Origin of the sequence: Actinomyces gaoshouyii (assembly GCF_002072175.1) — a bacterium.
In the GTDB taxonomy this organism is placed as follows: domain Bacteria; phylum Actinomycetota; class Actinomycetes; order Actinomycetales; family Actinomycetaceae; genus Actinomyces; species Actinomyces gaoshouyii.
The window spans coordinates 217,163-243,283 of sequence record NZ_MVIV01000002.1; the positions used below are offsets into that span (position 1 = coordinate 217,163).

Here is a 26,121-nt window from a genome sequence, read left to right on the forward strand (position 1 = left end):
CCGAGCGTCGAGAGCGCGGACCCTCAGGGGCCCGAGCAATCCTCAAACCCCGCCACTTCCGCGGGTGATTCAGGCTCGCAGCTCCGCAGCGACCAGCTCAGCGAGCTCGACGGCGTTGAGGGCGGCGCCCTTGCGCAGGTTGTCCCCCACGACGAAGAACTGGAGGCCATGGCCGGGCTCGAAGGCCTGGTCGGCGCGCAGGCGGCCGACGAAAGTCCCATCACGACCCGCTCCCTTGAGAGGGCTGGGGACGTCCTCGTAAGTAACACCGGACGCGGCCTCGAGCAGCTCACGGGCCCTCTCCACGCTGATCTCCCGCTCGAACTCCGCGTTGACGCTCAACCCGTGCCCTGAGAACACGGGGACGCGCACGCAGGTACCCGAGACCAGCAGGTCCGGGATCTCCAGGATCTTGCGGGACTCGTTGCGCAGCTTCTGCTCCTCGTCGGTCTCGCCGGAGCCGTCGCCCGCGTCGCCACCGGCCCATGCCACGGCGTTGAAGGCGATGGTGTCCACGTACACGCCCGGCTCGGGGAAGTCCACGGCCCGCCCGTCAAGGGCCAGGCCCTCCAGGTCCTGGTCGGCGACGGCGCGCACCTGGCCCGCCAGCTCGGCGACGCCCGCGCGCCCGGAACCGGAGACGGCCTGGTAGGTGGACACGATGAGCCGCTTGAGCCCGGCCTCCTCGTGAAGCGCCTTGAGGGCCGGCATGGCGGCCATGGTGGTGCAGTTGGGGTTGGCGATGATGCCCTTGGGCCGGGTTGCCAGCGCGCGCGGGTTGACCTCGGAGACCACGAGCGGCACTTCGGGGTCCTTCCTCCAGGCGGAGGAGTTGTCGACGACGACGGCGCCCGCCGCGGCGAAGCGGGGGGCGTGCTCGCGGCTGGCGGCCCCGCCGGCGGAGAAGATGGCGACGTCGATCCCCGCCAGATCCGCGGTGGCGACGTCCTCGACCTCGACCCCCTTGCCGTGGAACTCCACGATGGTCCCCGCGCTGCGGGCCGAGGAGAAGAAGCGGACGGCGCGGGCCGGGAAGTCGCGCTCCTCCAGCATGGCGCACATGACGCGTCCCACCTGGCCGGTGGCCCCCACGACGGCGACGACGACCCCGTCACCTGATCCGATGTACTCGTTGACTGGGGCGCTCATCGGCCGGTCCCTCCGTAGACGACTGCCTCCGCGGCATCGGCGTCGAGGCCGAAGGCGGTGTGAACTGCTCGGACGGCGTCGTCCAGGACGGCGTCATCCACCACCACGGAGATACGGATCTCGGAGGTGGAGATCATGTGGATGTTGACCCCCGTCTCGGCCAGGGCGTTGAACAGGCGGGCGGAGACGCCGGAGTTGGATCGCATGCCGGCGCCGACCAGTGAGAGCTTGCCGATATCCGGGTTGAAGTGCAGGGACCGGAAGCCGAGCTCATCCTTGGCGGTCTCCAGGGCCTCACGGGCCGCGGCGGAGTCGCCGTCGGGGCAGGTGAAGGAGATGTTCGTCAGGCCCGTGCCCTCGGCGGAGACGTCCTGGACGATCATGTCGATATTGGCGTCGGTTCCGGCCACGATCGCGAAGATTCGCGCGGCGGCGCCGGGGACGTCGGGCACGCCGACCAGGGTGATCTTGTCCTGGCTGCGGTCGTGCGCGATCCCTGAGATGACGGGGGCTTCCACGTGGTCCTCCTTGGCGGACGGGCGGGGCCGGGCCGCGGCCCGGGTGGTGATGGCGTGGCGGTGGGCGGCATCGACGCTGGCCGATGAGGGAGCCCCGGCGCCCTCGGGGGCGACGACGCGGCCGGACAGGCCGTCGAGGACCGGGGCCTCGGCCGCGCTGAACGCGGGGCGGGGCTGACGCTCTGCGGCACCGGCCGGGCGATCGGTGCCGGCCGCATCGGCGGACTCAGTATCTGCGGCGACGACCTCGTTGAGGCGCTCGGCGGCGGCGGGCGGCACGAAGGCGCCGGGGCGGGTGCCGTCGTAGATCCAGGTGCCGGTCCTGTCCGAGAAGGAGGAGCGCACGTGGAGGGGCACCCCGAAGCGGCGGGCGTACTCGACGGCGCGCAGGTGGAGGATCTTGGCGCCGTGGGCGGCGAGCTCGAGAGTCTCCTCGCTGGAGAGCGACCCGACGCGCCGGGCTGTGGGGACGATCCGGGGGTCGGCGGTGAACAGGCCGTCGACATCGGTGTAGATCTCGCAGACGTCGGCGTTGAGGGCGGCGGCCAGCGCGACGGCGGTGGTGTCCGAGCCGCCGCGGCCCAGCGTGGTGACGTCCTCGACCTCGTTGATGCCCTGGAAACCGGCCACGATGGCGATAGCGCCGGCCTGGATGGCGCGAGCGACGCGCTCGGGGAGGACTCCGACGATGGATGCCCGCCCGTACTTGGAGTCGGTGAGCACGCCGGCCTGGGCGCCGGTGTAGGCGCGCGCGGGCACGCCGAGCTCGTCGATGGCCATGGCCAGCAGCGCCATGGAGATGCGCTCGCCGGCGGACAGCAGGATGTCCATCTCGCGCGCCGGGGGCGTGGCGGTCAGGGCCGCGGCCTGGTCGAGGAGCTCATCAGTGGTGTCGCCCATGGCGGAGACGACGACCACCACCGTGTTGCCGGCCTCGCGGGTGGCGACGACGCGCTTGGCGACACGTCGAATCGCCTCGATGTCGGCGACGGATGATCCGCCGTACTTCTGGACGACCAGGGCCATCGGATTCTCCTCACCTCGGGGCTGCGCCGCTGGGGCTGGGGCGCGGCCAGGGCCCGCGGGGCCCTTCGGCTCGGCCCACGACGACGCAGCGTGAGCCCAGCATACGGCCAGGCCGATGACCGGCCGGTTACGTCCCCATGGTGGAACCCGCGCGAGAGGCGAGCAGGAGCGCCCTGCGCTCGGGCCCTCCACGGCGCACCGGCACTCCCCCGCCTCCGCTCCCGCCCGCTCGGGGGACGCGGGAGCGGATGGCAGTGGCAGACGGAGTCACTCGACGCGGCGGCGGCCCTCGAAGGCGCGGCCGAGCGTGACCTCGTCGGCGTACTCCAGGTCGGATCCCACCGGCAGGCCCGAGGCGAGTCGGGAGACGGGCACGGACATGGTGCGCAGCATCCGGGTCAGGTAGGCGGCGGTGGCCTCCCCGACGACGTCGGGATCCGTGGCCAGGATGACCTCCTCGACCTCCCCGGAGCCCAGGCGGGCGAAGAGCTCGCGCACGCGCAGGTCATCCGGGCCCACCCCGCTGATGGGGTCGATGGCGCCGCCGAGCACGTGGTAGAGGCCCCGGTACTCTCGGGTGCGCTCGATGGCGACGACGTCCTTGGGCTCCTCGACGACGCAGATGACGCGGCCGTCGCGGCGAGGGTCACGGCAGATCGCGCACTGCTCGGATTCGGCGATGTTGCCGCAGGTGGCGCAGAAGCGCACGCGCGCCTTGACGGCTCGCAGGGCGTCGATGAGCCGCTCGACCGAGGCCGAGTCGGCGGCCAGGATGTGGAAGGCCATGCGCTGGGCGGATTTGGGGCCGATGCCGGGCAGATCGCCGAACTCGTCGATGAGATCCTGGACGGCGCCTTCATAGACAGCGGGCACGCCTCAGCGTCCTTCCTGAGTGACAGTGACCTCTTCCAGGACGGTGGCGCCCAGAAGCCGCTTGACGACCTCGAGGCCGACGACGCCGGACTCCTCGGCGTCCTCATCATCCTCACTGGGGGTGTCGTCCTCCGGGGACACGGCCGGCGAACCGGCGCCCCCGGCGGCGCCCGGCGTGCCGGTGCCCGCCTGTCCGGACCGGTTCCGGCCGGGCGGGGCCTGGCCGCGGGCGGCGGCGCGCGCGGCGGCAACAGCAGCGGAGACGCCGGGGGCGGGCGTCCAGGTGTCCGTGTCCTCGGGGGCAATGCCTTCGCCGTCGTCCGCGGGCTCATCGGGGATGGGCGCGCCGTCGGAGAAGGAGGAGGGGCCGTCCCAGCTGACCGCCGGGTGCGGGGCGGGAGCGGCCGGGGCCGAGGCAGATGCGACGCTCGGCGACGGCGCGGCGGCCGACGGGGAGGAAGCGGTGGGGTGCGGGATCTCGGGCAGGGCGTGGAGGCGGTGGACGGTGGCCAGCGGGGCATCCTCCTCGGGCGAGGGGGTGTCCCAGGCGCGGCCCGCGGGGGCGGCCGAGGGCCGCGGAGTGGAGGCGGCAGAGGACGATTCCGCCTGCGGCACGGCGGCCGGGGACTCCGGCTCGGCCTTGGCGGCCGCGAGCGCGCCACCGGGGATGGCGACCTCGCCCCACCCGTCGTCACCGACGGCGCGGGCGGTCGGAGGCGACGGCGGGACGGGCGCGGACGGCGCCGCGGGGGCGCTGGGCTCCCCCGATGACGGCGCGCGGTCGCTCGGGATGCTCGGCGCTCCGCCCCAGACGGGAGCGCCGGATTCGGGGTTGGGGCCCTGCGGGGGCTCGGGGGCCTCGTCCATCGGGGGCTCCGGCCCGAAGGGGGCGGGCTCGTCCCAGGCGGTGGGGGTGGTCTGGTGGCTGGGGCGCCCAGCCGGGGCGGCGGGGGCGCTCTGGGCGCCGCGCGGACTCCGCGGCGTCGGGGCCGGCTGGCGCGGCGGGCCACCGGGACCTCGACCGGACCCACCGCCCTGCCCGGCCGGGTCTCCCGGGCCCGCCCCGTCACCGCCGGTGACGACGGCGCTCACCTGGAGCTCGAGGCCGAGGGCCTGGTGGATGGCAGCGGCGAGGATGGGGCCGTGCCCACCGTTGTCGAAGGCACCGACGAGACCGGGCGCGGTGAACAGGAGAGTGAGAGTGCCGCCGCTGATGGGCCCTGGCTGGGCGTTGGGGCCGACGAGCGCCCACGTGGCGCGGCGCGAGCGCTTCGCTGCGTCGAGCACCTCCTCCCAGCGCGCGCGCAGCATCTCGGCATCGGCGGCGCCGGCTGGCGCGGCGGGCCGGGATGGGGCGGAGGGCGCCGACGGCGCTCCGGGCCGGGCCGCCTCGCCCCAGCCATCGATGGGGCTCGATGACTCCGCCGGGGCGGAGGGCGTGCCCGGCGCCTCGGGGGTGGAGGGCGCCATGGGCGCGCTCGCTGCCATAGGGGCGGCAGAAGCCGCGGAGGCGGGTGCGGCTGGCGCTCCCGCACCCATGCCGGGCGAGGCCGGGGCGTCCCAGTCAACGGCGACCGACCGGGCGGGCGCCGGCTCATGGGGGGCAGCGGGCCGTGCGACGCTCTGGGCAGGCGCGACCGGGGCAGCCGGTGCACTCGGCGCGGCAGGTGCGGAGGGCGCCGATGGCCCTTGGACCCCTGAGGCCGCGCGCTGTGCGATCTGGGCGGCCATCTCCCGGCCGGAGCCGGCCTGGGGGGCCTGCGCAGCCCCACCGGATGCGCGGCCCGACTGGCCCGCGCCACCCATCTGCCCTTGCTGCCCAGGCGTTCCAGCCCTGCCCGTCTGCGGCGTCGGGCTCCCTGCCGTCCCAGCACGCTGGGAGGGGACGAGGAGGCGCGCCATGAGGAGCTCGAGCTGAAGCCTCGGGGAGGTGGCCCCGACCATCTGGCCGAGGGCCTGGGCGGTGAGGTCGGCCGCGCGGGAGAGCCCGGCGGCGCCGACGGTGCGGGCCTGAACCTCCATGCGCGCCAGCTGGTCCGCGGGCAGGGAGCCCAGCGCAGGCCCTGCCTCGGAGCCTGCCAGGGCGATGACGAGTAGGTCGCGCAGCCGCTGGAGGAGGTCCTCGACGAATCGGCGGGGGTCGTGCCCGGAGGCGACCACCCGGTCCACGACGCGGAAGACTCCTGCGCCGTCGGCACCGGCGATGGCGTCCACGCAGCTGTCCAGGAGGGTGACGTCCGTGTACCCCAGGAGGGCGACGGCGCGCTCGTAGTCGACGGCGCCGCCGATGGCGCCGCCGATGAGCTGGTCCATGACGGACAGGGTGTCGCGCACGGAGCCGCCTCCGGCGCGCACGACGAGCGGGTAGACGCCCGGGCCGACGCGCACGCCCTCGGCGTCGCACAGGTGCGCGAGGTAGACCTCCAGGATGTCCGGGGGGACGAGCCGGAAGGGGTAGTGGTGGGTGCGCGAGCGGATGGTGCCGATGACCTTCTCCGGCTCGGTGGTGGCGAAGATGAACTTCACGTGCGCCGGGGGCTCCTCGACGAGCTTGAGCAGGGCGTTGAAGCCCTGGGGGGTGACCATGTGGGCCTCGTCGAGGATGAAGATCTTGTAGCGGTCCCGGGCGGGGGCGAAGGCAGCGCGCTCGCGCAGATCGCGGGCGTCGTCGACGCCGTTGTGGGACGCGGCGTCGATCTCGACGACGTCGAGGCTGCCGGGGCCGCCGGTGGCCAGGTCGCGGCAGGAGGAGCAGGCCCCGCAGGGGGTGTCGGTGGGGGCCTGCTCGCAGTTGAGGCAGCGGGCGAGGATTCGGGCGGATGTGGTCTTGCCGCAACCGCGCGGGCCGGAGAAGAGGTAGGCATGGGTCACGCGGTCGCCGCGCAGGGCCGCCATAAGGGGGGCGGTCACGTGGTCCTGCCCGATGACGTCCTGGAAGGCATCCGGGCGGTAGCGGCGGTAGAGCGCGGTGGTCACCCTCCGACTCTAAACGGGAGGGATGACGCCGCGCGAGGCGAATGGGGCGAGCGGGGGCAGCGCCATCCGCACCGACCGGTGCCGTCTGCACCCATAGGTGCCATCCGCGCCCACAGGCGCGGGCAGGACGCACCATGTCGGCGCGCACGTCACCACTCAGCGCGCAGTGCCGGCCATCGCGCCTTCGCCCGGCACGTGAGGACCCCCCGTGCACCCGCCAGAGCCCGCTTACCCTTGCTACCTTCCGGTCCTGGGGGATTCACTGGATGACGCCGCACGAGGGGCCGGGCAACACCATACCCGACGTCGCCCCGCCCCGTCGCCCTCGGCGCCCCGGCCGCCCTCTCAGAGCGTCGCGTCGGATTGCCGCGGCGGGACGAAGGCGGGCTCGACCGCGGGCCGCCTCCCCGGCGCTCACAGGGCCGGCGCCCTCAGGTGCTCGCCAGACCCGCTGCCGGCGGAGTCCGCCTCCGAGCCCTCACCGATGCGCGTGACCGATCCCACCGGCGCCGGGACCAGGTCGAGTGGCGCCGATCCGGAGGGGTCGGTATATTCGCTCTCCGTTGCACGTGGCCGCTGGCCGCGTGGAGCGCCTGGAGGATTCGCCTAGTGGCCTATGGCGCACGCTTGGAAAGCGTGTTGGGTGCAAGCCCTCGGGGGTTCGAATCCCCCATCCTCCGCCAAAGGACCGGCGCCGCGACGAGTCGACGGCCCCGTCGCGGAGGGGTTTGTCGATTCTGCTGCCGTGCTCAGGGGCCGGCCGATCGACACCGACGACGATTGCTGGAATCACACGGATCGCATGAGCCTCCTCCGCGAGGTCGAGCCCGCACGGCAGCAGAATTGACACCTCGATCCCGTCGATTCGTGCAATGCCGCCGCTCCTCCTCATCCCTGGGTCGATGGTCGACTTGGCTGTTGACAGCCCCTATCTACCCTGCTCCTTGTCGAGGAGGCGGAGCATGTACTCGGCCACGCTGCATGCCTCGCGCACAACCAGCCAGGTGAGTTCCTTCGAGACTCCGGTCGGAAGCGTCCTCCCATGCCCCGTTCCCTGAAGATTCCGGAGCGCGCTCACATTCCGAGCGATATCCCACGACGACTGATGGATCTGACGTATCTCCTTGTAACCTGCGAGGTCCGTATCGACGTTTTTCGAAAGAACACCTAGACACTCTTGCACAACATGCCACAGTTGATTGAACGGCGCGCCTTTTTGCACACCCATACCCAGCTCTTCAAGAACGAACTTCGCCACCGACTCGAGAAGATCCTTCGCCGTCCCGATCGCGAGCGCTGGGTCATCAGAACTTCTGCGCAGGCGTTCAAGGGCCTCATCGAGAGCTTCCCTTCCCCCGGTATCGAGATCGATATCACCCACGACCCTCAACTCGCCCTGAGGGCTCAGAGTCCAGCCATCGCGATTGAGGGCGTCGCGCAGTCGAGCAGCACCCTGAGTCAGTTCACCGTCAGGTGACACGATTAAAGCACGATGGCGGAGAAGCGACAGGATTTTCTCCAGGAGGTCACGCGAGGCGCCTCGACGAGCGGCCGCCTGAAATCCTTCAGGAAGGAGTCGACGTCATCCTTCGTCACCCTGTGCTTGGGGTCGTAGAACTTGCACTGCACCGCACACATGCCGCTGCCATCCCGGCGCCGGGCCACGAGGTCGATCCCACGGTCCGGGCGCCCGCGCCGCCCGCGCGCGCTCCAGGTCAGAGAGGGCCCATGATCGATTCTTGGCCACGGCGGGGCACATCACCTGGTACCGAGGGGCTTCCTCCCGCCGGGCTCCCCTCACCTGAGGGTCGCGCGACACCCCCTTCTGTCCTCCGCCAGTGGGGACGGCACGCCCGGGACTGCACCCGCACCGACCCCTCGTTGCGAACGCGTTGAAGCCCATCATCGGCGCCGTCTCGAATGCGTAGCGTATAGGGGCCCGTGAGTGCGCGTTCGAAGCCCGGCACCCACGCCCCCCGGCAGGCCATCCCCATGATCCGCCCTTCCCGCCCCCGCATGAGCGTGCCGAATCGGCCCGGACGCTCTCACAGGGACTGCACAACGCCGACCAATGGGGGCCTTACGCTCGCCGGTCAGGCTTCCTGCCATGACCAGCACGCATAGCACCGCCATCACGCCCGGCTCCGAGGACGCCGCTGGCGCCACCGTCCCGGGGACCGCCGCCCACGCAAGCCCCTCCTCCGCCTCCAAGCGCCGCCACAGCCGCCGCCGCTTCCTGCTCGGCGGCGCCGCCGTCCTCGGCGTCAGCGCCGCCGGGGGCTCGGCCTGGGCGCTGGATCGCTTCATCATCGACCACGTCGAGGTCACGGACGCCTCCGCCTATGAGGCCGCGAACTCCATCGTCACCGATGCGGCCCAGGCCACCGCGAGCGCGGAGCAGATCACCCTGACCGACACCTCCTACACCTCCCCCACCACCTCGATCCAGATCGGTACCACGGCCACTGGATCCGGCTCGGACACGCTCACCTACTACACGGCGGACATCACCGTCTCAGACGCCACCGCCGTTCGCAGCGCCTTCGCCTCCAACCGGTTCGGCCTCAACATCACCGCCAAGCCCAGCGATATCGCCTCGGCCAACAACGCCATCTTCGCCATCAACGGCGACTACTACGGCTTCCGCGAGACCGGCATTCTCATCCGAAACGGCACGGTCTACCGCGACTCCCCCGCCCGCGAGGGCATCGCCTTCTACACCGACGGCCACGTGGAGATCTACGACGAGACCGCCACCAACGCCCAGGCCCTCGCCTCCGCCGGGGTCTGGAACACCCTGTCCTTCGGACCGGCGCTCGTGCGCGATGGCCGGGTCGTCTCCGGCATCGAGTCCGTTGAGGTGGACACGAATGTCGGCAACCACTCCATCCAGGGGTTGCAGCCCCGCACCGCACTGGGATGCATCGACACGAACCACTACATGCTCGTCGTCATCGATGGCCGCTCGAAGGGCCACTCGCGCGGCGCCACCATGACCGAGCTCGCGCGGATCATGGCTGATCTGGGCTGCCAGTCGGCCTACAACCTCGACGGCGGCGGCTCATCCGCCATGTACTTCAACGGCTCGATCATCAACCGACCCTCCAACGGCGGCGAGCGGGCCACGTCCGACATCCTCTACATCGCGCAGGGGGCCTGAGATGAGCAGCACGCGAACCCTCACCGCGCCGGGGCCGATCACGGGCGCCGCGAGCGCCGCCACCGATAAGTGGGCAATGCCGCCGACGCCTGGTCGGCGCTCGCCCCGGGCGGATTCCCAGGAGCCGGTCGGGGAGGCGACGACGGTGCTCCTGGCCGTGCTCATCCCCGCCTACCGCCCCGATGCGCGCCTGGCCGAGCTCACCGCGGACCTGCGCCGGGAGCTGCCGGGATGCACCGTGCTCGTCGTCGATGACGGCTCGGGACCCGAGTACTCGCCCGTCTTCGAGGCCGCCCGCCACCAGGGCGCCATCGTCATCGGCTACGAGGGCAACCGGGGCAAGGGGCACGCGCTGCGCACCGGACTGGCCCATGCCGCGCGGCTGCGGCCCGGGGCCGACGTGGTCTGCGCCGACGCCGATGGGCAGCACAGGCCCGCCGATATCGCTGCCGTTGCGACCCGGGTGCGCCGGACGCGGCGCATGGCGCTCGGCGTGCGCCGTTTCACCGGCTCGGTACCGCTGCGCAGCCGGATCGGAAACACGGCGACCGCCCTGCTGTTCCGGGGCGCTACCGGCTGGGCGCTCGGCGACACCCAGACCGGGCTGCGCGGCTACCCCGCCGGGGCGTTCAACTGGCTGCAGTCGGTGCCCGGGGACCGCTACGAGTACGAGCTCAGCGCCCTGCTGCGCGCCCGGGAGCTCGGGATGACCGTGGAGGAGGTGGAGATCACCACCGTCTACGAGCCCGGCAATCCGTCCAGCCACTTCCGGCCCATCGCCGACTCGGCCCGCATCTACACCCCGCTGCTGCGGTTCATCGCCGCCTCCATGAGCTGCTTCGCCATCGACTGGGCAGCCGTCATGGCGCTCTTCGCGATGACTGGGAACCTGCTGGTGGCGACCGTTGGGGCGCGCCTGGTGTCCGGGAGCGCGAACTTCTTCATGAACCGGCGGGTCTTCCGGGCGGCGCCGGGCACTGTGCACCGCACGGCCGCCCGCTACTTCCTGCTCGCGGTGACGCTGCTGGTCGGCAGCTACTTGGCGCTGCGGATCCTCACGGGGTTCGGGATCCCACTGGGCGTCGCCAAGATCCTGGGCGACGGCGCCGTGTACGTCGCCTCCTACCTCGCCCAGCGCAGGCTCGTCTTCCGCGACTCCGCGTGAGGATCCGGCCGGCGTCGGGAGGGGATCGGTGTCCGGGGCGCGCAGAGCGGGGCGGGGCGCACGGGTGCCAGGGGAATGCCGGGCGGGAAGCACCGAGCCCCGGTCCGGCCGTTCAGGGCGGCAGGACCGGGGCTCGGCCCGCACCGATGACCAATCAGAGATCGTCAGGGTCGGCCATCGGGTCGGTGCGCGCCTTCAGGGGGCGCGGCTCATGTCACGGCGCGCGTGCCGTTGATTCCTACAGGGACCAGGACCCAGGGAGATCAGGGCTCAGGGATCAGGGACGAGATCCTGGGATAGGAATCGGGCTGCGCGGGTACTCGAGGAACGAGCGGAGGTGTGCGATTGACTCGGCGGATCCCCCATGTGATCCAACTCGCCATCACCTTCCTGTGTACACCATCCTTTCGCTTCTCTGTGCTCGTGACATCGTGCGGGGTTCGGGGTGCCCCGCGACGACTCAAAGACTATGCGGCGCTCCGCGGCTCTGCAAGTTCCCTACCAATCGTTACATCCTGAGAAGAAGGTCCTCAGAGTTTAGGCCTCCGACCTGGGGATTCACCCTCCTGCACGGTCGCTTCCACGTCGCAACGACACTGAAAAGTTGCCGGAGAGGGCATTTCAGACCTCCAAACGAGATCGGTCCTTAAGAGCACCGAGACCGTTGTTTCCCCGGCGATACCGGGACTTGCTGCCCCTGAGACACTCCGTTTCCCGCCCGAGATCAGGCGTGTCCCGCCTGAGATCGCCGTAGCCGCGCCGCGATCGCGCCTTGCCATCGCCGAGACATACGGGAAGCTCCCCGCCGGGGTCGGCGCTGTCTCCGGCGCCGCCCACTCGGCCCCGGGGCCCGCGCCTCAGGCCGGCCGGTAGGTGAACCGATCCCAGCCGAGGGTCTCGATGGCCTCGGCCATGCGCTCGCACCGGGCGTCCCAGCCGGGAGCGACGACGTCGAAGGCCCCGCTCGTCCCCCTCCCGCGCGCCTGCTGGAGGGCGTAGACCCGCGCCCCGGCATCGTGGACGCGGCGGGCGACCTCGACGGCGTCGTCGGCGGTGACGTCCCCCGGCACCACGGTGGTGCGCACCTCGAGGCCCGGCCCCCCGACGGCGCGGGAAGCCACGAGCGCGGCCAGGCAGGACCAGGCCTTCTCCCCCGCACCGGGGCGGCCGACGACGGCCTCGTAGTGCTCGGGCAGGGCTTTGATATCCAGGCCCACCCAGTCGATGAGGCCGGAGGCCACGAGGTCGGCCAGCCGCCTCGGGTAGGCGCCGGCCGTGTGCAGCCCGACGGCGAAGCCCATCGAGCGCGCCTCGGCCGCGGCGCCGGCGAGGGCGTCCTGGCGCAGGGCCTCCCCGCCGGTGAAGACGACGCCGTCGAGCAGACCGCGCCGCCGCTCCAGCAGCTCTCGAACCTCCTCCCAGGCCACCGCGCCCGGGGCGCGGGCGGGGATGAGCGCCCGGTTGTGGCAGTAGAAGCAGTTCCAGGGGCAGCCCTGGCAGAACACCGTGGCCACGAGGCGGTCGGGCCAGTCGACGGTGCTCATGGGCACCAGCCCCGCGATCACCAGGGAATCAGCGGGACCGGCGAGCCGGGCTCTCGACCCGTCCGCCTCAAGCATCAAGCCCGAGCTCCGCGACGATCTCATCGAGGCGGCGGGTCTTCAACTTGCCACCCCCGTCTCCGCCGTGGGCCCTCACGCGCTCACGGCGGTCAGTCGGGAGGCGACGGGGCCGTGCCCGGCGGCGGCGCCCTCGGTGAACATCCGGCGCTCGGCGTACTCGCCCTTCTTGCCGATGTTGAAGGAGCGCACGGGCCGGAAGTAACCCATGACGCGGGTCCAGACCTCGCACTCGGTGGGCTCGGCATCGGGGTGGAGAGCGGAGCACTTCTCGCAGGTGGCCTGCTCGCCGGGCAGGTAGCCGTGGACCGGGCAGATGGAGAAGGTGGGAGTGATGGTGATGTAGGGGGTGCGGAACGCCGTGAGCGAGCGGCGCACGAGCTCCTTGCAGGCGGCGGCCGAGGAGATGCGCTCGTTCATGTACAGGTGCAGAACGGTGCCGCCGGTGTACTTGGTCTGCAGCTCCTCCTGCATCTCCTGAGCGGCGAAGGGGTCGTCCGTGTAACCCACCGGCAGCTGCGAGGAGTTCGTGTAGTAGGGATTGGCGGGAGTGCCGGCCTGGAGGATGTCCGGGAAGCGGCGCAGATCCTCCTTGGCGAAGCGGTAGGTGGTGCCCTCGGCGGGGGTGGCCTCGAGGTTGTAGAGGTGTCCGGTGGCCTCCTGGAACTCCACCATCGCGGCGCGCACGTGGTTGAGGATGCGCACGCACATGGCGTGGCCGCGCGGGTCGGTGAGGTCGTACTCATCCGCCGTGAAGTTGCGGACCATCTCGTTCATGCCGTTGACGCCGATGGTGGAGAAGTGGTTGTCGAGAGTGCCCAGCCAGCGCTTGGTGAAGGGGAAGAGGCCGGTGTCGATGTGGTGCTGGATGACGGTGCGCTTGAGCTCGAGGGTGTCGCGCCCCAACTCCATGAGGTGGTCGAGGGCCGCGGTGAGGGAGGCTTCGTCACCGCGGTGGAGATAGCCCAGCCGCGCCATGTTGATGGTGACGACGCCGACGCTTCCGGTCTGCTCGGCGGACCCGAACAGGCCGTTGCCGCGCTTGAGGAGCTCGCGCAGGTCGAGCTGGAGGCGGCAGCACATGGAGCGGATCATGCCGGGGTCGAGCTCGGAGTTGATGAAGTTCTGGAAGTAGGGCAGGCCGTACTTCGCGGTCATGGTGAACAGCCGCTCGGCGTTCTCCGATTCCCAGTCGAAGTCCTTGGTGATGTTGTAGGTGGGGATGGGGAAGGTGAAGACGCGGCCGTCGGCGTCGCCGTCGGTCATCACCTCCATGAAGGCGCGGTTGATCATGCCCATCTCCTCGGCGAGGTCGCCGTAGGTGAAGTCGCAGAGCTCATCGCCGACGAGGGGGTGCTCCTCGGCGAGGTCGGCGGGGCAGGTCCAGTCGAAGGTGAGATTGGTGAAGGGCGTCTGGGTGCCCCAGCGCGAGGGGACGTTGAGGTTGAAGATGAGTTCCTGCATCCCCTGCCGGACCTCCTCGTAGGTCATGGAATCGAGGCGGACGAAGGGGGCCATGTAGGTGTCGAAGGAGGAGAAGGCCTGGGCGCCGGCCCACTCGTTCTGCAAGGTGCCCAGGAAGTTGACGATCTGCCCGACGGCGGAGGAGAAGTGCTTGGGAGGGTTGCAGGCGATCTTGCCGGGGATGCCGTTGAAACCCTGCTGGAGAAGGGACTTGAGCGACCAGCCGGCGCAGTACCCGGCGAACATGTCGAGGTCGTGGATGTGCAGGTCGCCCTCGCGGTGGGCCCGGCCGGCCTCGCGGGAGTAGATCTGGCTCAGCCAGTAGTTGGCGATGATCTTGCCGGAGGTGTTGAGGATCATCCCGCCCAGCGAGTAGCCCTGGTTGGCGTTGGCGTTGACGCGCCAGTCGGAGCGGTCGAGGTACTCGGTGATGGTGGCGACGGCGTCGACGACAGGGCGCTCCCCTCCGGCCACAGCGGAGTCAGCGGCGCCTTGGGCCACGAGCTCGGGGCGGGCCGCGGGGGAGAAGCCGACGGGCTCGGCGGGGCGGGCGGACTGGTTCTCGGGCTGTGCGGGCACTGCTCTCTCCCTCTGTGCTGTCTGCGATGACGCTCGCGGGCCCCACTCGGGTGCCGCGCGGCCGACGACGCGACCGACCTTACCCCCGAATCACACTCATGCAACACACTATGTGGGCATGTTGACTCCATCAACCACAATATCTTGTGGTCTCATACGGTTGCGAAGCAGTAACTCTCACACCGATAACCATCGACTTTTCGGCGGGACGACGGTGAAACCCAGCAGCGGGGAGGGGCGGTCGGCCGACCGATGCTAGGCGAGCGTATTGAGGCGCGCGTCACACATCCGGCGACCGGGCGGCGCGTCGACCTCGCCACTTCGGGGATCAGGCGGCACCCGCACCGCGCGCCATCGCCAGGGCGGCGGCCGCGGCCTCGCGACCCTTGTCCTCCACGGATCCCTCCAGGCCGGCCCGATCGAGCGCCTGCTGCTCGTCGTCGCAGGTGAGCAGGCCGAAGCCCACGGGGACGCCGGTGTCGAGCATGACGCGCATGAGGCCGGCCGTGGCGCCATCGCAGACGTAGTCGAAGTGCGGGGTGCCGCCGCGGATGACGACGCCGAGGGCGACGACGGCGTCGTGGTCCGCCGCGGCCCGCTGCGCGCCCAGAGGAAGCTCGAAGCTGCCGGGGACGCGAATGATATCGGGCGTGATGCCGGCCTCGGCGGCAAGGCGCGTGGCACCACCGATGAGGCCGTTCATGACGGCGTCATGCCACTGGGCGGCGACGATGGCCAGGCGCAGGGGACGGCCGGCGAGACCGGGGGTGATGGCAGTGGTCGGTGCTCCGGATCCGGACATGGCTCCTCCTTCAGGACAGGTGGGTGAGGGCGTGGTTCATGCGATCGCGCTTGGTGCGCAGGTAGGCGAGGTTCTGCGGTCGCGCGGGGATCTCCAGGGGCTCGGCGCCCACGACATCGATCCCAGCGCGCCGCATGGCCTCGACCTTGAGAGGATTGTTGGTGAGCAGGCGGATGCGGCGCAGCCCGAGCTCGGCCAGGATGTCCGCGGCGTCACGCCATTCGCGGGCCTCACCGGGCAGGCCGAGGAGCTCATTGGCCTCGACCGTGTCCGCGCCCTGGGATTGGAGGTGGTAGGCGCGCAGCTTGTTGACCAGACCGATCCCACGCCCCTCATGACCCCGCAGGTAGATGACGGCGCCTCCCTCGGCCTGGACGCGCGCCATGGCGGCGTCGAGCTGCTGGCCGCAATCGCAGCGGTGGGAGGCGAAGACGTCACCGGTCAGGCACTCGGAGTGCAGGCGCACGAGGGGCACCGGGGCGGGGCGGGCGCCGGGGGCCGCGAGGCTCAGGTGCTCGGCCGGGGCTCCGGCGATCTCGGCAGGACCGCTGGCGCCCGACTCGGAAGCGCCGATCGCGTCTGCGCGGCTCCAGGCGATGGCCTCGAAGACACCGCGGTCGGTGGGCAGCTCGACGGCCTCGCTGCGCTGGAAGGCGGACAGGCCGCGCAGGCAGGCGGCGAGGCGATCGATGCCGAGCATGGTCAGGCCGTGCTCGGCGCTGAAGGCGCGCAGGGCTTCGACGCGCATGAGGGCGCCGGCGTCGTCAACGATCTCACCGATGGCGGCCACGGGCTCGAGGCCGGCCAGGCGGCACAGGTCCACAGCGGCCTCGGTGTGCCCGGGGCGCTCGAGGACGCCGCCGGCGCGGGCGATGAGGGGAAGCACGTGGCCGGGCCGGTGCAGGCTCGTGGCGGTGGAATCGGGGTCGGCCAGCGTGCGGATGGTCAGGGCGCGGTCGGCAGCGCTGATGCCCGTGGTCACGCCGCTGGCGGCATCGCAGCTGACCGTGTAAGCGGTGCCGCGGGGATCCTGGTTGTCGGGGACCATGAGGTCCAGGCCGAGGCTCCGCGCGCGCTGGCGGGTCATGGGGGAGCAGATGTAGCCGGAGGTGTGGCGCACGAGGAAGCCGAGGGTCTGCGCGGTGAGCAGGCCCCCTGCGGCAATGAGGTCGCCCTCGTTCTCACGGTCGGCGTCGTCGGTGACGATGACGGGGCGGCCGGCGGCGAGCTGCTCGACAGCGCGGACGACGTCGTCGAACCCGGCGGGGATCGCGGAGGCGCTCATGCGGTGTCCCCCGTCTGCGCGGAGTGGGCGGCCCCGACGTCGGTGAGGCGCGCGACGTACTTGGCCACGACATCGGTCTCCAGGTTGACGAGGGCTCCCACCCGCGCCTCACCGAGGGTGGTGGTGGCCAGGGTGGCGGGGATGAGGCCGATCTCGAACCAGGGCTCGCGCTCGTCGGCGGGGCTCACGCCGGTGACGGTGAGGGAGACGCCGTCGACGGCGATGGAGCCCTTGGCGGCGACCTGACCCGCCAGGGGAGCGGGGAGGCAAACGCGCATGAGCATCCACCCGCCCTGGTCCGTGATGGCCAGGACTGCGCCAACGGCGTCGACGTGACCTTGGACGATGTGACCGTCGAGGCGGCCGCCCGCGGGCACGCAGCGCTCCAGGTTGACGCGGCTGCCGGCGCCGAGGGAGCCGAGCGTGGTGCGCTGAAGGGTCTCGCCCATGAGGTCGGCGGCGAAGGCGCCGGGGGCGGGCACGGCGGTCAGGCAGACCCCGTTGACGGCGAGCGAGCCGCCGTCGGGGAGGTCGGCGATGAGCTCGCCCGCATCGATGATGAGCCGGGTGACGCCGGGGCGATTGGTGGGCGCGAGGTCGAGCACGGTACCCGTGCCGGCGATGATGCCTGTGAACATGGGGGTCCTTCCGTATGGGGTCAGTGGGCGCGCGGGGAGGCGGTGCAACGGATGACGATGTCGTCGCCGAGGAGGACGGGCGGGCAGTCTGGCTGGAAGCGATGGGCGCCGGCGAGGGTGGCGATACCGAGGTCGCCGACGGCGCCGCGGCCGGAGCCCAGGAGGAGGGGTGCGATGTGGACGATGAGCTCGTCGACGAGATCCGCGGCGAGGAAGGCGGTCAGCACGGTGGCGCCTCCCTCGATGAGGACGTGTCCGATGCCGCGCTCGGCGAGAACAGCGAGGGCTTCGCGGGGATCGCGGGTGGGCAGGTGGAGCCAGTGGTCGTCGGCGCGCAGGGCGGCATCCGAGGGGACGGGGCGCAGGCCCATGACGCAGCGCAGCGGCTGGTGGATGGGGGACGTGGAGGCGCTGGAAGCGCCCGAGCCGACGCGGGCGGTGAGGCGGGGGTTGTCGGCAGCGAGGGTGCCCGAGCCGACGAGGATCGCGCCCGCCCGTGCGCGCAGGTCGTGGCCGGAGGCTCGGGCGGCGGGGCCGGTGATCCACTGGCTGGTGCCGTCGGCGGCGGCGATGCGCCCGTCGAGGGTCATGGCGGTCTTGGCGGTGACGAAGGGGCGGCGGGCGCGGGCGCACTCGAGCCAGCGGGAGTTGAGGACGGTGGCCTCGGGGGCCAGGAGACCGCTGCGGACCTCGACGCCGGCAGCGCGAAGGGCGGCTGCCCCACCGGAGGCGGTGGGGTTCGGGTCGTCGATGGCGTGGATGACGCGGGGGATGCCAGCATCGATGATGGCCTGGGCGCAGGGCGGAGTGCGGCCGGTGTGGCCGCAGGGCTCGAGGGTGACGAGGAGCTCGGCTCGGCTGAAGTCCGCTCCGGCGTGGCGGGCGGCGTCGATGGCGTCGACTTCCGCATGGGGCGTGCCGGCGCCCCGGTGGTGGCCGACCGCGATGATCCGCCCGTCGATGAGAATGGCCGCGCCCACGAGGGGATTGGCGCCGCGGGGGCCCTGGCGGGCGGCCTCGAGGGCCGCGGACATGGCCTCGCTCTCGGCACGCGTCCAGGTCGATTCGCGCGGGTTCCCGCCTCTCACTTCCTGCTCCTCTCGGCTGCGGGGCGAGGGGAGGGCGGCGCGTTCTACGCGAGGCGCGTTGGGACGGCGGCCCCGGGTGGGGCCGATGCGGCCAGCGCGCCCATGCTCCCTCCCATCCAGACTTTCACTGTCGGCTCTGGAGTTCCACCAGATCAGCCGGTTGTCGAGCGGATCGACCACCGGGTCGCGGGCTGTGACCGCCGGTACGGAATCTCACCGTCCCCGGGACATGACGCGAGCAGTCTGCCACAGGCTGTGGGAGCGCGCCATCGTGCTGTGCCGTCCGGTCGAGGCCGATGAGCGGTGTCATCGGAGCGGTTGCCATGGTCGTGCCCCGTGACGGTGTGGTGGGTGGGCGAGTTGGCCCACGCCCCGTTCGGCTGGCGGCCGATGGTCCTGCGGGTGGGGTTGCGCCGTGAGCGCCTCCCCGGCTGCGCGCACATGTGGCGCCAAGACCCCACCCGCGCCGCATCACCGGACGGCATTCAAGACCTGACCGGCCACCCACCCCCCGACATAGCGCGACAGCCCCTCCCCCGCGCCGAGCATCGACGATCGCGCTCAGGAGCGCAACGCCCGCATCGCTGTCACGGTCTTCCCCTCATCATGCTCGCGGCCCTCCTGCCGCGCTCCTCGCCCCCGCGACTTACCGACCGCTCGCCGAGCACATGACGCCGCTGCTGGCCGTGGCGTACATGGTGGTGCCGGCCGCCCTCGACGCAACCAGCACCACCACCGTCGTTCACAGCATGCAGCTCACGCAGCCCTGGACCTCGGTTCCCTCGAGGGCGGCCTGGCGCAGGCGGATGTAGTAGAGCGTCTTGATGCCCTTGCGCCACGCGTAGATCTGGGCGCGGTTGACGTCGCGGGTGGTCGCGGTATCGGGGAAGAACAGCGTGAGGCTCAGGCCCTGGTCGACGTGCTGCGTGGCCGCGGCGTAGGTGTCGATGATCTTCTCCGGGCCGATCTCATAGGCGTCCTGGTAATACTCCAGGTTGTCATTCGTCATGTAGGGCGCCGGGTAGTAGACGCGCCCGATCTTGCCCTCCTTGCGGATCTCGATCTTGGCCACGATCGGGTGGATCGAGGAGGTCGAGCCGTTGATGTAGGAGATCGAACCGGTGGGCGGCACCGCCTGGAGATTGCGGTTGTACAGGCCGTGCTCCTTGACCTTGGCGGCCAGGCGCGCCCAATCCTCGCGAGTGGGCACGTGCACGCTGGAGGCCTCGAAGATGGCCTTGACCTTCTCCGTGACGGGGACGAAGTCCTGGGTGGTGTACTTGGTGAAGAACTCGCCGCTGGCGTAGGCGGAGTCCTCGAATCCCACGAAGGTCCGGCCCCGCTCGATCGCCAGGTCACAGGAGGCGTCCAGAGCCGCGAAGAGGACGGAGGCGAAGTAGACGTTGGTGAAGTCCAGGCCCTCCTCGCTGCCGTAGAAGATGGACTCGCGCGCCAGGAAACCGTGCAGGTTCATCTGACCCAGGCCAATGGCATGGGACTCGTGGTTGCCACGGTCGATCGAGGGGACGCTGGGCAGATGCGTCTGGTCAGAGACGGCGGTCAGTCCGCGTACAGCCGTGCGGATGGTGCGAGCGAAGTCCGGGGAGTCCATGGTCTTGGCGATGTTGAGGGAGCCCAGGTTGCAGGAGATGTCCTTGCCGATATAGGCGTAGGACAGGTCCTCGTTGAGCCGACTGGCCTCGGAGACCTGCAGGATCTCGGAGCACAGGTTCGACATGACGACTTTGCCCTTGATGGGGTTGGCCTTGTTGACCGTGTCCTCGAACATGACGTACGGATAGCCGGATTCGAATTGGATCTCGGCCAGCGTCTGGAAGAAGATGCGGGCGTTGATCTTCTTCTTCTTGATCCGGCCGTCGTCCACCATCTCGCGGTACTTCTCGGTGACGTTGATATCCGAGAAGGGGACCCCGTAGACGCGCTCGACGTCGTAAGGGGAGAACAGGTACATGTCCTCGTTATTCTTGGCGAGCTCGAAGGTGATATCCGGGATGACGACGCCGAGCGAGAGGGTCTTGATGCGGATCTTCTCATCGGCATTCTCGCGCTTGGTGTCCAGGAAACGCATGATATCCGGGTGGTGCGCGTGCAGGTAGACCGCCCCCGCGCCCTGGCGGGCGCCGAGCTGGTTGGCGTAGGAGAAGGAGTCCTCCAGGAGCTTCATCACCGGGATGACGCCGCTGGACTGGTTCTCGATCCGCTTGATGGGGGCGCCCATCTCACGCAGGTTGGTCAGCAGCAGGGCGACGCCGCCACCGCGCTTGGACAGCTGGAGGGCGGAGTTGATGCCGCGGGCGATGGACTCCATGTTGTCCTCGATGCGCACGAGGAAGCAGGAGACGGGCTCGCCGCGCTGAGCCTTGCCCTCGTTGAGGAAGGTGGGGGTGGCCGGCTGGAAGCGGCCGGTCATCATCTCGTCGATGAGGTCGAGGGCGAGTCGCTCGTCGCCGTCGGCCAGGGCGAGGGCCACCATCGTGACGCGGTCCTCGAAGCGCTCCAGGTAACGCTTGCCGTCGAAGGTCTTGAGCGTGTACGAGGTGTAGTACTTGAAAGCGCCCAGGAAGGTCTCGAAGCGGAACTTGTGGGCGTAGGCGGCCTTGAAGGCGCTCTTGACGAAGGCCGGGGCGTACTTGTCGAGGATGTGCTTCTCGTAGTAGCCCTCCTCGGTGAGGTACTCGAGCTTCTCCTCGAGGTCGTGGAAGAACACGGTGTTCTGGTTGACGTGCTGGAGGAAGTACTGGCGCGCGGCGGCGCGATCGGCGTCGAACTGGATCTTGCCGTTCGCGTCGTAGAGGTTGAGCTTCGCGTTGAGCGCGTGGTAGTCGAGCTCGGGGGCTCCAGAGGGCTCCAGACCGGTGTCCGTCAGCGTGTCTGCCAAAACTGTTCCAATCCTTGTGCGACGCGATCGACGTCGGTGGGCGTGCCGAGCAGCTCGTATCGGTACAGGTAGGGCACCCCGAGCTTGTCGGCGATGATGTCCCCGGCAAGGCCGTAGGCCTCGCCGAAGTTGGTATTGCCGGACGCGATGACGCCACGGCACAGGGATCGGTTGTGCTCGTCGTTGAGGAAGCGGATGACCTGCTTGGGCACCGCCCCCTTCACGGCGCCACCACCGTAGGTCGGCACGACGAGGACGTACTCGCCGTCAACCCTCAGGGGGGACTCCTTGGGAAGGAGGGGGATCCGCTTCGTCGGGAAGCCGAGCTTCCCGACGAAGCGATGCGTGTTCTCCGAGACGGAGGAGAAGTAGACGAGGAGGGGCGCGTCAGGCACGACTCGCCGCCGCCTCAGATCGCGACGGCCTCAGCAGCCGCGACGAGGCCCTTGATCTTGTCCGGGCGGAAGCCGGACCAGTGGTCCCCACCGGCGATGACGACGGGGGCCTGGGCGTAGCCGAGGGACTTGACCTGCTCGAGGGCCTCGACATCGACGGAGATGTCCACCGTGCTGTAGGACAGGCCGGCCTTGTCCAGGGCGCGGTAGGTCGCGGTGCACTGGAAGCAGTTGGGCTTGCTGTAGACGGTGATCGGCATGGCCGGGCCTTCCTCTTGATCGGAGCCCCCTGCGGCCGCCCCGGCCTCGCTGCGATGAGGAGGTTCCACGGGCGTAACCACACGGTTGTCATTCTTGGGAGGGCGCGAGTCCCTCGCAGTCCTGAACACTACCCCTGGGGGTGAGGATGGTCCACCACCCCAAGATGATGTGTCCACCACGCTGCTGTGCATAGCACTCCTCCTCCCTGTGGACAGCGGGCCTCGGCCTGTGGACAGCAGGTGGACGACGCTGCCCGACGATCCCGGCGACGATGGGGCCCGGCCCCTTCGAACCCGCGCCACCATGCTGCCGCGGGGGTCTGACACGAATCCGGGGGCGTTAGCCACAGCCGCGGGAGGCGCCGCGCGCGCGGCGCCTCCCCACCCTGGGGATCGAGATCGAAAAGTCATCTGCATCGCAGTGCGGCGTCGGCGTGTCGCCCCTCCCGCATCCCATGGCTCGGGCCGGGCTCATTCCGGACCCGGCCCATGGGATGAATTCCATGCGCCACTCTCACCGTTCTCACAGGCTCTCCATGGGATCAGGCATTTCACTAGTCATCACCAGCCAGTTACGACACTCAGGAGTGATCCCCATGACCACCCTCTCCCTCGCCTACATGGCTGCCGACATCACCGCGCTCGGCATCCTCGTGGGCGCCCTCTACTCCCGCCGGCACCACCGCAAGGACCTCGTGGCCGCGTACATCGGCGTCAACATCGGCGTTCTGGCGGTCACCCTCCTGCTCTCGACGGCGTCTGTGGCCGCCGGCCTGGGGCTGGGCCTCTTCGGTGTTCTGTCCATCATCCGCCTGCGCTCCACCGAGCTGGAGCAGCACGAGGTCGCCTACTTCTTCGCAGCGCTGGCTCTCGGCCTCCTCGGCGGGATCCAGACCGCCCCACTGGCAATGGTCGCCGCCCTCATGGCGCTCGTCGTCGTCTCCCTGTGGATCGGCGACCACCCCTCGCTCCTGGGGCGCAACCGCCACCAGATCGTCACGGTGGACCGCGCCATCCCCAACGAGGCCGAGCTCAGGGCCCGCCTGGAGGCCCTCCTGGGCGGCACCGTCCGCAGCCTCACCGTGCAAAGCCTCGACCTCGTCGATGACACCACGCTCGTGGATGTCCGCTACACCCTCCCCAGCGCGCCCGCCCCCGCCGTCCCGGCCATCCAGCCGCGCTACGAGCCCCTCACCGCGCTGCGCTGAGCACGCCGCGCCCCACCACGACGCCCCTGAGAGGAGGGGATCATGACCGCCGCAACCACAACAGACACCAGCCTCTCCCCGAGCACCACCCCCCTGCCCCCGGTGGCGCGCACGCTCACCGGCCACCTCACCGCAGCGGCCACGCGTCCGGCCCTGAGCACGCGGGCCCTCGACGCGATCAGCCTCGACGAGCTCAACGCCACCGCGGGGCTGCTGACCCGCATGGACCGCAAGTACCTCGTGCCCATCGAGGCGGCGCAGGGCCTCCTGGACGCGCTCGCCTCAGGGATCGCGGGCAGGTCCCGAGCCCTGGAGATCAAGGGGCAGCGCTCCTTCGCCTACGCCTCGACCTATTTCGACACCCCCGACCTCGCCGCCTATCACCTCGCGGCCCGCAAGCGCAGGAGGCGCTTCAAGGTGCGCACCCGCTCATACCTCGACTCCGACCTGTGCTTCCTCGAGGTCAAGACCCGGGGGCCCCGCGGCGCCACCATCAAGGAACGCATCCCGTGGGCCCTCGACGACGCCGACCGCCTCACCCCGGAGGGGCGGGCATTCATCGCCGCTCTCCTGTTCGGCTCGGGCGTGTGCCGCGCACGGGACGGGGCTGAGCGGATCGCCGCCGCACTCACGCCGGTCATGGGCACCACCTACGAGCGCACCACCCTCCACCTGCCGCAGGCGGAGGCGCGGGCCACCATCGACACGCGCCTGGTCTGGATGCCCATGCGGGCCTCCCGGCACTCGGCCACAGGCGCGACCCGGGGAGCCGGCCGACCCGCAGGACCGCAGGCGATCATCGAGACGAAGAGCCCCGGGACACCGTCGCCCGCCGACCGCTTCCTCTGGAGCCTGGGGCACCGGCCGGCCAAGATCTCGAAGTACGCCACCGGCCTGGCCCTCCTCGAACGCGACCTTCCCGCAAATAAGTGGCACCGGGTCATCACGAACGATCTGGCCGGCGCTGCGAGGCCCCCCGAAGCGCAGGCGCACGACTGAGTCCTCGCAGCCGCGAAGGAGCAACCCCCACCCACCGCAACAAGACGCCCAGATCCCCGGCGAGTGACCGCCCCATCGCTCCGGGATCTGGGCGCACCCGTTCTTCTCCTCGATGCTCGCGCCGGATATGGCCGCCGATGCCGTGATCGGCCTGCGACCGCCCCCCGCATTTTCGCAGCCGCGTCATCCGCCATTCACAGCGGCCGCATAAGCCGTCCGGGAAGCATCGGTGGTGTCACCGACCAGGACCCACCCCAACGGGTCCCCCAGAGGAGCTCATGATGAACACACCCCTGACCACCAGACGCGCCATCCGCCGAGCGGGAGGAGGCGTGGCGGCCCTGGCCTGCGCGGCACTCGTCGCCGCTTGCGGGACGAGTGCCGCCTCCATCACCGGGGCCTCCGGATCCAGCGGTTCCACGAGCTCTCACAGCTCCGGGGCGGCCGTCGGAGCCGACTCGTCAACCACCGCCTGGACCGAGATCCCCGCGGAGACGGCCTCGGCCTCCACCGGCGCGACCGCCGCGATGATCAACAGCGCCAATGCCGAGGTGGCCGCCGACTCGACCGCGGCGGAGGACGCAGGCGGCTACGACGCCTCGTCCGCGACCGCCATCACCCTGTCCGGTACCAGCGCGAGCGTGTCCGGCTCCGGGGCCTCGGGGTCGGCCGGAGCGAGCGTCGACGGCTCCACGGTGACGATCAGCGCGGCGGGCACCTACGTGGTCTCCGGTGAGCTCACCGACGGCGAGATCATCGTGGCCGCTCCGGACGCGGATGTGCGCCTCGTCCTGGCCGGCGCCACGATCACCAACGCCGACGGGGCGGCGATCGATATCCAGGACGCGGGAACCGCCGTCATCACCCTGGCCTCGGGCACCACGAACAGCCTGTCCGACGGCGCAGCCCGTGCCGATGCCTCGGACGGCGCCGCCGACGCGGCCCTGTTCTCCTCCGACACCCTGACCATCACCGGCACCGGCGGCCTCACGGTCAACGGCGGCTATCAGGACGGTATCGCCTCGAAGAACGGGCTCATCGTCACCGGCGCCCCCACGATCAACGTCACCGCCGCCGACGACGCCATCCGCGGCAAGGACTACCTGGTGATCAACTCCGGAACCATCACGGTCAGCGCCGGAGGGGACGGCCTGAAGTCCAACGAGGACAACGACATCACCAAGGGCTTCGTGCGACTCGGCGCCGCCACGATCACCGTGACCTCCGCGGACGACGGCGTGGCCGCGGCCACCGATGTCACGGTCGAGAGCACGACCCTGCAGATCACCGCGGGCGGGGGCCAGGCCAACGCCGTCGATGAGGGGAAGGGCGACCCGGGCCGGCAGCGATCCTCCAGCTCCGAGGCCACCACCCCGAGCCCCAAAGGCATCAACGCGGGGGTCTCCTTCACCCAGGACTCCGGCGCGGTCACGATCGACGCCGCGGATGAGGGCGCGCAGGCGGCCTTCGTGAACATCAACGGCGGCGCCCTGCGCATCACCTCGGGCGACGACGGCATCAACGCCTCGAGCGGCGATCACACGATCGGCGGTTACGGGGAGGTGGACTCCGAGTCGGACGACGGCTCCGTGCTGACCATCAGCGGCGGCGAGGTGCAGGTGGGCAACGCGGGCTCCGATGGACTGGACTCCAACGGCTCGGCGCATGTGACCGGCGGAACTGTCCTGGTCTCGGGCAGCGTCGGTTCCATGGATGGCGCCGTGGACGCCAATGGGGAGACCACCCTTGTCGGGGCGAGCGCGGCCACGGCGATCGCCACGGGTGACGCGGTGACGCTCACGGACTCCTCCGGGACGACGACGATGAGGGCCGCCTTCAGTGCCCCGAGTGTCACTGTCCTCGGGCTGAGCGAGGGCACCACGTACACGGTGTCGACCACGTCCGGGGGCTCGGCCTCAGTGACCGCCACCGCCCTGACGACCGGTGGCGGCCCTGGGGGCCCGGGCGGCGGCCGGGCCCCGGGGAACGCCCCGGCGGCACCTGGCAGCGGGAGCTGA

19 protein-coding genes, 1 tRNA gene, 1 other RNA gene, 1 pseudogene and 1 riboswitch are annotated in these 26,121 nt (G+C 70.7%); of the genes and pseudogenes, 6 read left to right on the top strand and 16 right to left on the bottom strand.

Annotated elements, in window-relative coordinates; all coding sequences use genetic code 11:
* Nucleotides 1–69: 69 nt before the first annotated feature.
* The 5 genes from B1H50_RS02720 to ffs form a co-directional block, all read right to left on the bottom strand.
* Nucleotides 70–1,149, bottom strand: a complete 1,080-nt coding sequence (locus B1H50_RS02720) for an aspartate-semialdehyde dehydrogenase (protein ID WP_080462244.1) — start codon at nt 1,147–1,149, stop codon at nt 70–72.
* Nucleotides 1,146–2,693 carry an aspartate kinase gene (locus tag B1H50_RS02725; protein ID WP_080462245.1) on the bottom strand — a complete coding sequence of 516 codons (1,548 nt, stop codon included), beginning with the start codon at nt 2,691–2,693 and terminating at the stop codon, nt 1,146–1,148. Before B1H50_RS02725 ends, B1H50_RS02720 begins: the two co-directional genes overlap by 4 nt.
* Before the next feature lie 267 nt (nt 2,694–2,960).
* Nucleotides 2,961–3,566, bottom strand: a complete 606-nt coding sequence (recR, locus tag B1H50_RS02730; protein ID WP_080462246.1) for a recombination mediator RecR — start codon at nt 3,564–3,566, stop codon at nt 2,961–2,963.
* 3 nt (nt 3,567–3,569) lie between these two features.
* Complete coding sequence (locus B1H50_RS02735; protein WP_080462247.1) at nt 3,570–6,542, bottom strand: DNA polymerase III subunit gamma and tau; 2,973 nt, start codon at nt 6,540–6,542, stop codon at nt 3,570–3,572.
* A gap of 194 nt (nt 6,543–6,736) precedes the next feature.
* Nucleotides 6,737–6,831: signal recognition particle sRNA small type (gene ffs / locus B1H50_RS02740), an RNA gene on the bottom strand.
* Between the two features lie 306 nt (nt 6,832–7,137).
* Here ffs and B1H50_RS02745 point away from each other — a divergent pair.
* Nucleotides 7,138–7,225, top strand: a tRNA-Ser gene (locus tag B1H50_RS02745).
* A gap of 245 nt (nt 7,226–7,470) precedes the next feature.
* Here B1H50_RS02745 and B1H50_RS02750 read toward each other — a convergent pair.
* Together B1H50_RS02750 and B1H50_RS10125 are read right to left on the bottom strand one after the other, a co-directional pair.
* Nucleotides 7,471–7,923 carry an abortive infection family protein gene (locus B1H50_RS02750; protein WP_143231751.1) on the bottom strand — a complete coding sequence of 151 codons (453 nt, stop codon included), beginning with the start codon at nt 7,921–7,923 and terminating at the stop codon, nt 7,471–7,473.
* A 101-nt stretch (nt 7,924–8,024) separates the two neighbouring features.
* Nucleotides 8,025–8,279: a restriction endonuclease gene (locus tag B1H50_RS10125; RefSeq protein WP_080462249.1), complete on the bottom strand. Its 255-nt coding sequence runs from the start codon at nt 8,277–8,279 to the stop codon at nt 8,025–8,027.
* A gap of 370 nt (nt 8,280–8,649) precedes the next feature.
* Here B1H50_RS10125 and B1H50_RS02760 point away from each other — a divergent pair, with 370 nt between their 5' ends.
* Both B1H50_RS02760 and B1H50_RS02765 read left to right on the top strand, forming a co-directional pair.
* On the top strand, nt 8,650–9,702 hold the full coding sequence (locus B1H50_RS02760) for a phosphodiester glycosidase family protein (RefSeq protein WP_080462250.1): 1,053 nt from the start codon (nt 8,650–8,652) through the stop codon (nt 9,700–9,702).
* Nucleotide 9,703: 1 nt separating this feature from the next.
* A complete protein-coding gene (locus B1H50_RS02765; protein WP_080462251.1) occupies nt 9,704–10,867 on the top strand; it encodes a bifunctional glycosyltransferase family 2/GtrA family protein in 1,164 nt (387 codons plus the stop codon).
* 857 nt (nt 10,868–11,724) lie between these two features.
* On the opposite strand, the gene B1H50_RS02770 is transcribed toward B1H50_RS02765, so the two are convergent.
* The 9 genes from B1H50_RS02770 to nrdH all read right to left on the bottom strand — a co-directional run bounded on the left by B1H50_RS02770 (nt 11,725) and on the right by nrdH (nt 21,896).
* The gene (locus tag B1H50_RS02770) at nt 11,725–12,486 is read right to left on the bottom strand and encodes an anaerobic ribonucleoside-triphosphate reductase activating protein (protein ID WP_080462252.1); all 762 of its coding nucleotides are present in this window, start codon (nt 12,484–12,486) and stop codon (nt 11,725–11,727) included.
* A gap of 75 nt (nt 12,487–12,561) precedes the next feature.
* A complete protein-coding gene (locus B1H50_RS02775) occupies nt 12,562–14,451 on the bottom strand; it encodes a ribonucleoside triphosphate reductase (RefSeq protein ID WP_080462384.1) in 1,890 nt (629 codons plus the stop codon).
* A gap of 406 nt (nt 14,452–14,857) precedes the next feature.
* The gene (gene ribH / locus B1H50_RS02780) at nt 14,858–15,331 is read right to left on the bottom strand and encodes a 6,7-dimethyl-8-ribityllumazine synthase (RefSeq protein ID WP_080462253.1); all 474 of its coding nucleotides are present in this window, start codon (nt 15,329–15,331) and stop codon (nt 14,858–14,860) included.
* A gap of 10 nt (nt 15,332–15,341) precedes the next feature.
* A complete protein-coding gene (gene ribB / locus B1H50_RS02785; RefSeq protein WP_080462254.1) occupies nt 15,342–16,616 on the bottom strand; it encodes a 3,4-dihydroxy-2-butanone-4-phosphate synthase in 1,275 nt (424 codons plus the stop codon).
* Nucleotides 16,613–17,254, bottom strand: coding sequence for a riboflavin synthase (locus B1H50_RS02790; RefSeq protein ID WP_080462255.1), 642 nt, complete (start codon nt 17,252–17,254; stop codon nt 16,613–16,615). Before B1H50_RS02790 ends, ribB begins: the two co-directional genes overlap by 4 nt.
* A 20-nt stretch (nt 17,255–17,274) precedes the next feature.
* A complete protein-coding gene (ribD, locus tag B1H50_RS02795) occupies nt 17,275–18,342 on the bottom strand; it encodes a bifunctional diaminohydroxyphosphoribosylaminopyrimidine deaminase/5-amino-6-(5-phosphoribosylamino)uracil reductase RibD (protein WP_229657828.1) in 1,068 nt (355 codons plus the stop codon).
* A 100-nt stretch (nt 18,343–18,442) separates the two neighbouring features.
* A riboswitch (FMN riboswitch) is annotated at nt 18,443–18,575 on the bottom strand.
* Nucleotides 18,576–19,084: 509 nt separating this feature from the next.
* Nucleotides 19,085–21,241, bottom strand: coding sequence for a class 1b ribonucleoside-diphosphate reductase subunit alpha (gene nrdE, locus B1H50_RS02800; RefSeq protein ID WP_080462256.1), 2,157 nt, complete (start codon nt 21,239–21,241; stop codon nt 19,085–19,087).
* Nucleotides 21,226–21,636 carry a class Ib ribonucleoside-diphosphate reductase assembly flavoprotein NrdI gene (gene nrdI, locus B1H50_RS02805; protein WP_080462257.1) on the bottom strand — a complete coding sequence of 137 codons (411 nt, stop codon included), beginning with the start codon at nt 21,634–21,636 and terminating at the stop codon, nt 21,226–21,228. Before nrdI ends, nrdE begins: the two co-directional genes overlap by 16 nt.
* Nucleotides 21,637–21,650: 14 nt before the next feature.
* Nucleotides 21,651–21,896, bottom strand: a complete 246-nt coding sequence (gene nrdH, locus B1H50_RS02810; protein ID WP_080462258.1) for a glutaredoxin-like protein NrdH — start codon at nt 21,894–21,896, stop codon at nt 21,651–21,653.
* Nucleotides 21,897–22,492: 596 nt separating this feature from the next.
* Between nrdH and B1H50_RS02815 the strand changes: the two are divergent.
* The 3 genes and pseudogenes from B1H50_RS02815 to B1H50_RS02825 all read left to right on the top strand — a co-directional run.
* Nucleotides 22,493–23,065: pseudogene (locus tag B1H50_RS02815) on the top strand (DUF4956 domain-containing protein); the annotation flags it as partial.
* 81 nt (nt 23,066–23,146) lie between these two features.
* Nucleotides 23,147–24,103, top strand: a complete 957-nt coding sequence (locus tag B1H50_RS02820; RefSeq protein ID WP_080462260.1) for a polyphosphate polymerase domain-containing protein — start codon at nt 23,147–23,149, stop codon at nt 24,101–24,103.
* Nucleotides 24,104–24,384: 281 nt separating this feature from the next.
* The gene (locus B1H50_RS02825; protein ID WP_080462261.1) at nt 24,385–26,121 is read left to right on the top strand and encodes a carbohydrate-binding domain-containing protein; all 1,737 of its coding nucleotides are present in this window, start codon (nt 24,385–24,387) and stop codon (nt 26,119–26,121) included.

Excerpts from the sequence above, each read along its gene's own strand:
- nrdH (WP_080462258.1), bottom strand. The coding sequence starts at position 21,896 with ATGCCGATCACCGTCTACAGCAAGCCCAACTGCTTCCAGTGCACCGCG.
- B1H50_RS02725 (WP_080462245.1), bottom strand. The coding sequence starts at position 2,693 with ATGGCCCTGGTCGTCCAGAAGTACGGCGGATCATCCGTCGCCGACATC.
- B1H50_RS02770 (WP_080462252.1), bottom strand. The coding sequence starts at position 12,486 with ATGCTTGAGGCGGACGGGTCGAGAGCCCGGCTCGCCGGTCCCGCTGAT.
- B1H50_RS02820 (WP_080462260.1), top strand. The coding sequence starts at position 23,147 with ATGACCGCCGCAACCACAACAGACACCAGCCTCTCCCCGAGCACCACC.
- B1H50_RS02825 (WP_080462261.1), top strand. The coding sequence starts at position 24,385 with ATGAACACACCCCTGACCACCAGACGCGCCATCCGCCGAGCGGGAGGA.
- ribB (WP_080462254.1), bottom strand. The coding sequence starts at position 16,616 with ATGAGCGCCTCCGCGATCCCCGCCGGGTTCGACGACGTCGTCCGCGCT.
- B1H50_RS02720 (WP_080462244.1), bottom strand. The coding sequence starts at position 1,149 with ATGAGCGCCCCAGTCAACGAGTACATCGGATCAGGTGACGGGGTCGTC.
- B1H50_RS02760 (WP_080462250.1), top strand. The coding sequence starts at position 8,650 with ATGACCAGCACGCATAGCACCGCCATCACGCCCGGCTCCGAGGACGCC.
- B1H50_RS02765 (WP_080462251.1), top strand. The coding sequence starts at position 9,704 with ATGAGCAGCACGCGAACCCTCACCGCGCCGGGGCCGATCACGGGCGCC.
- B1H50_RS02790 (WP_080462255.1), bottom strand. The coding sequence starts at position 17,254 with ATGTTCACAGGCATCATCGCCGGCACGGGTACCGTGCTCGACCTCGCG.
- ribH (WP_080462253.1), bottom strand. The coding sequence starts at position 15,331 with ATGTCCGGATCCGGAGCACCGACCACTGCCATCACCCCCGGTCTCGCC.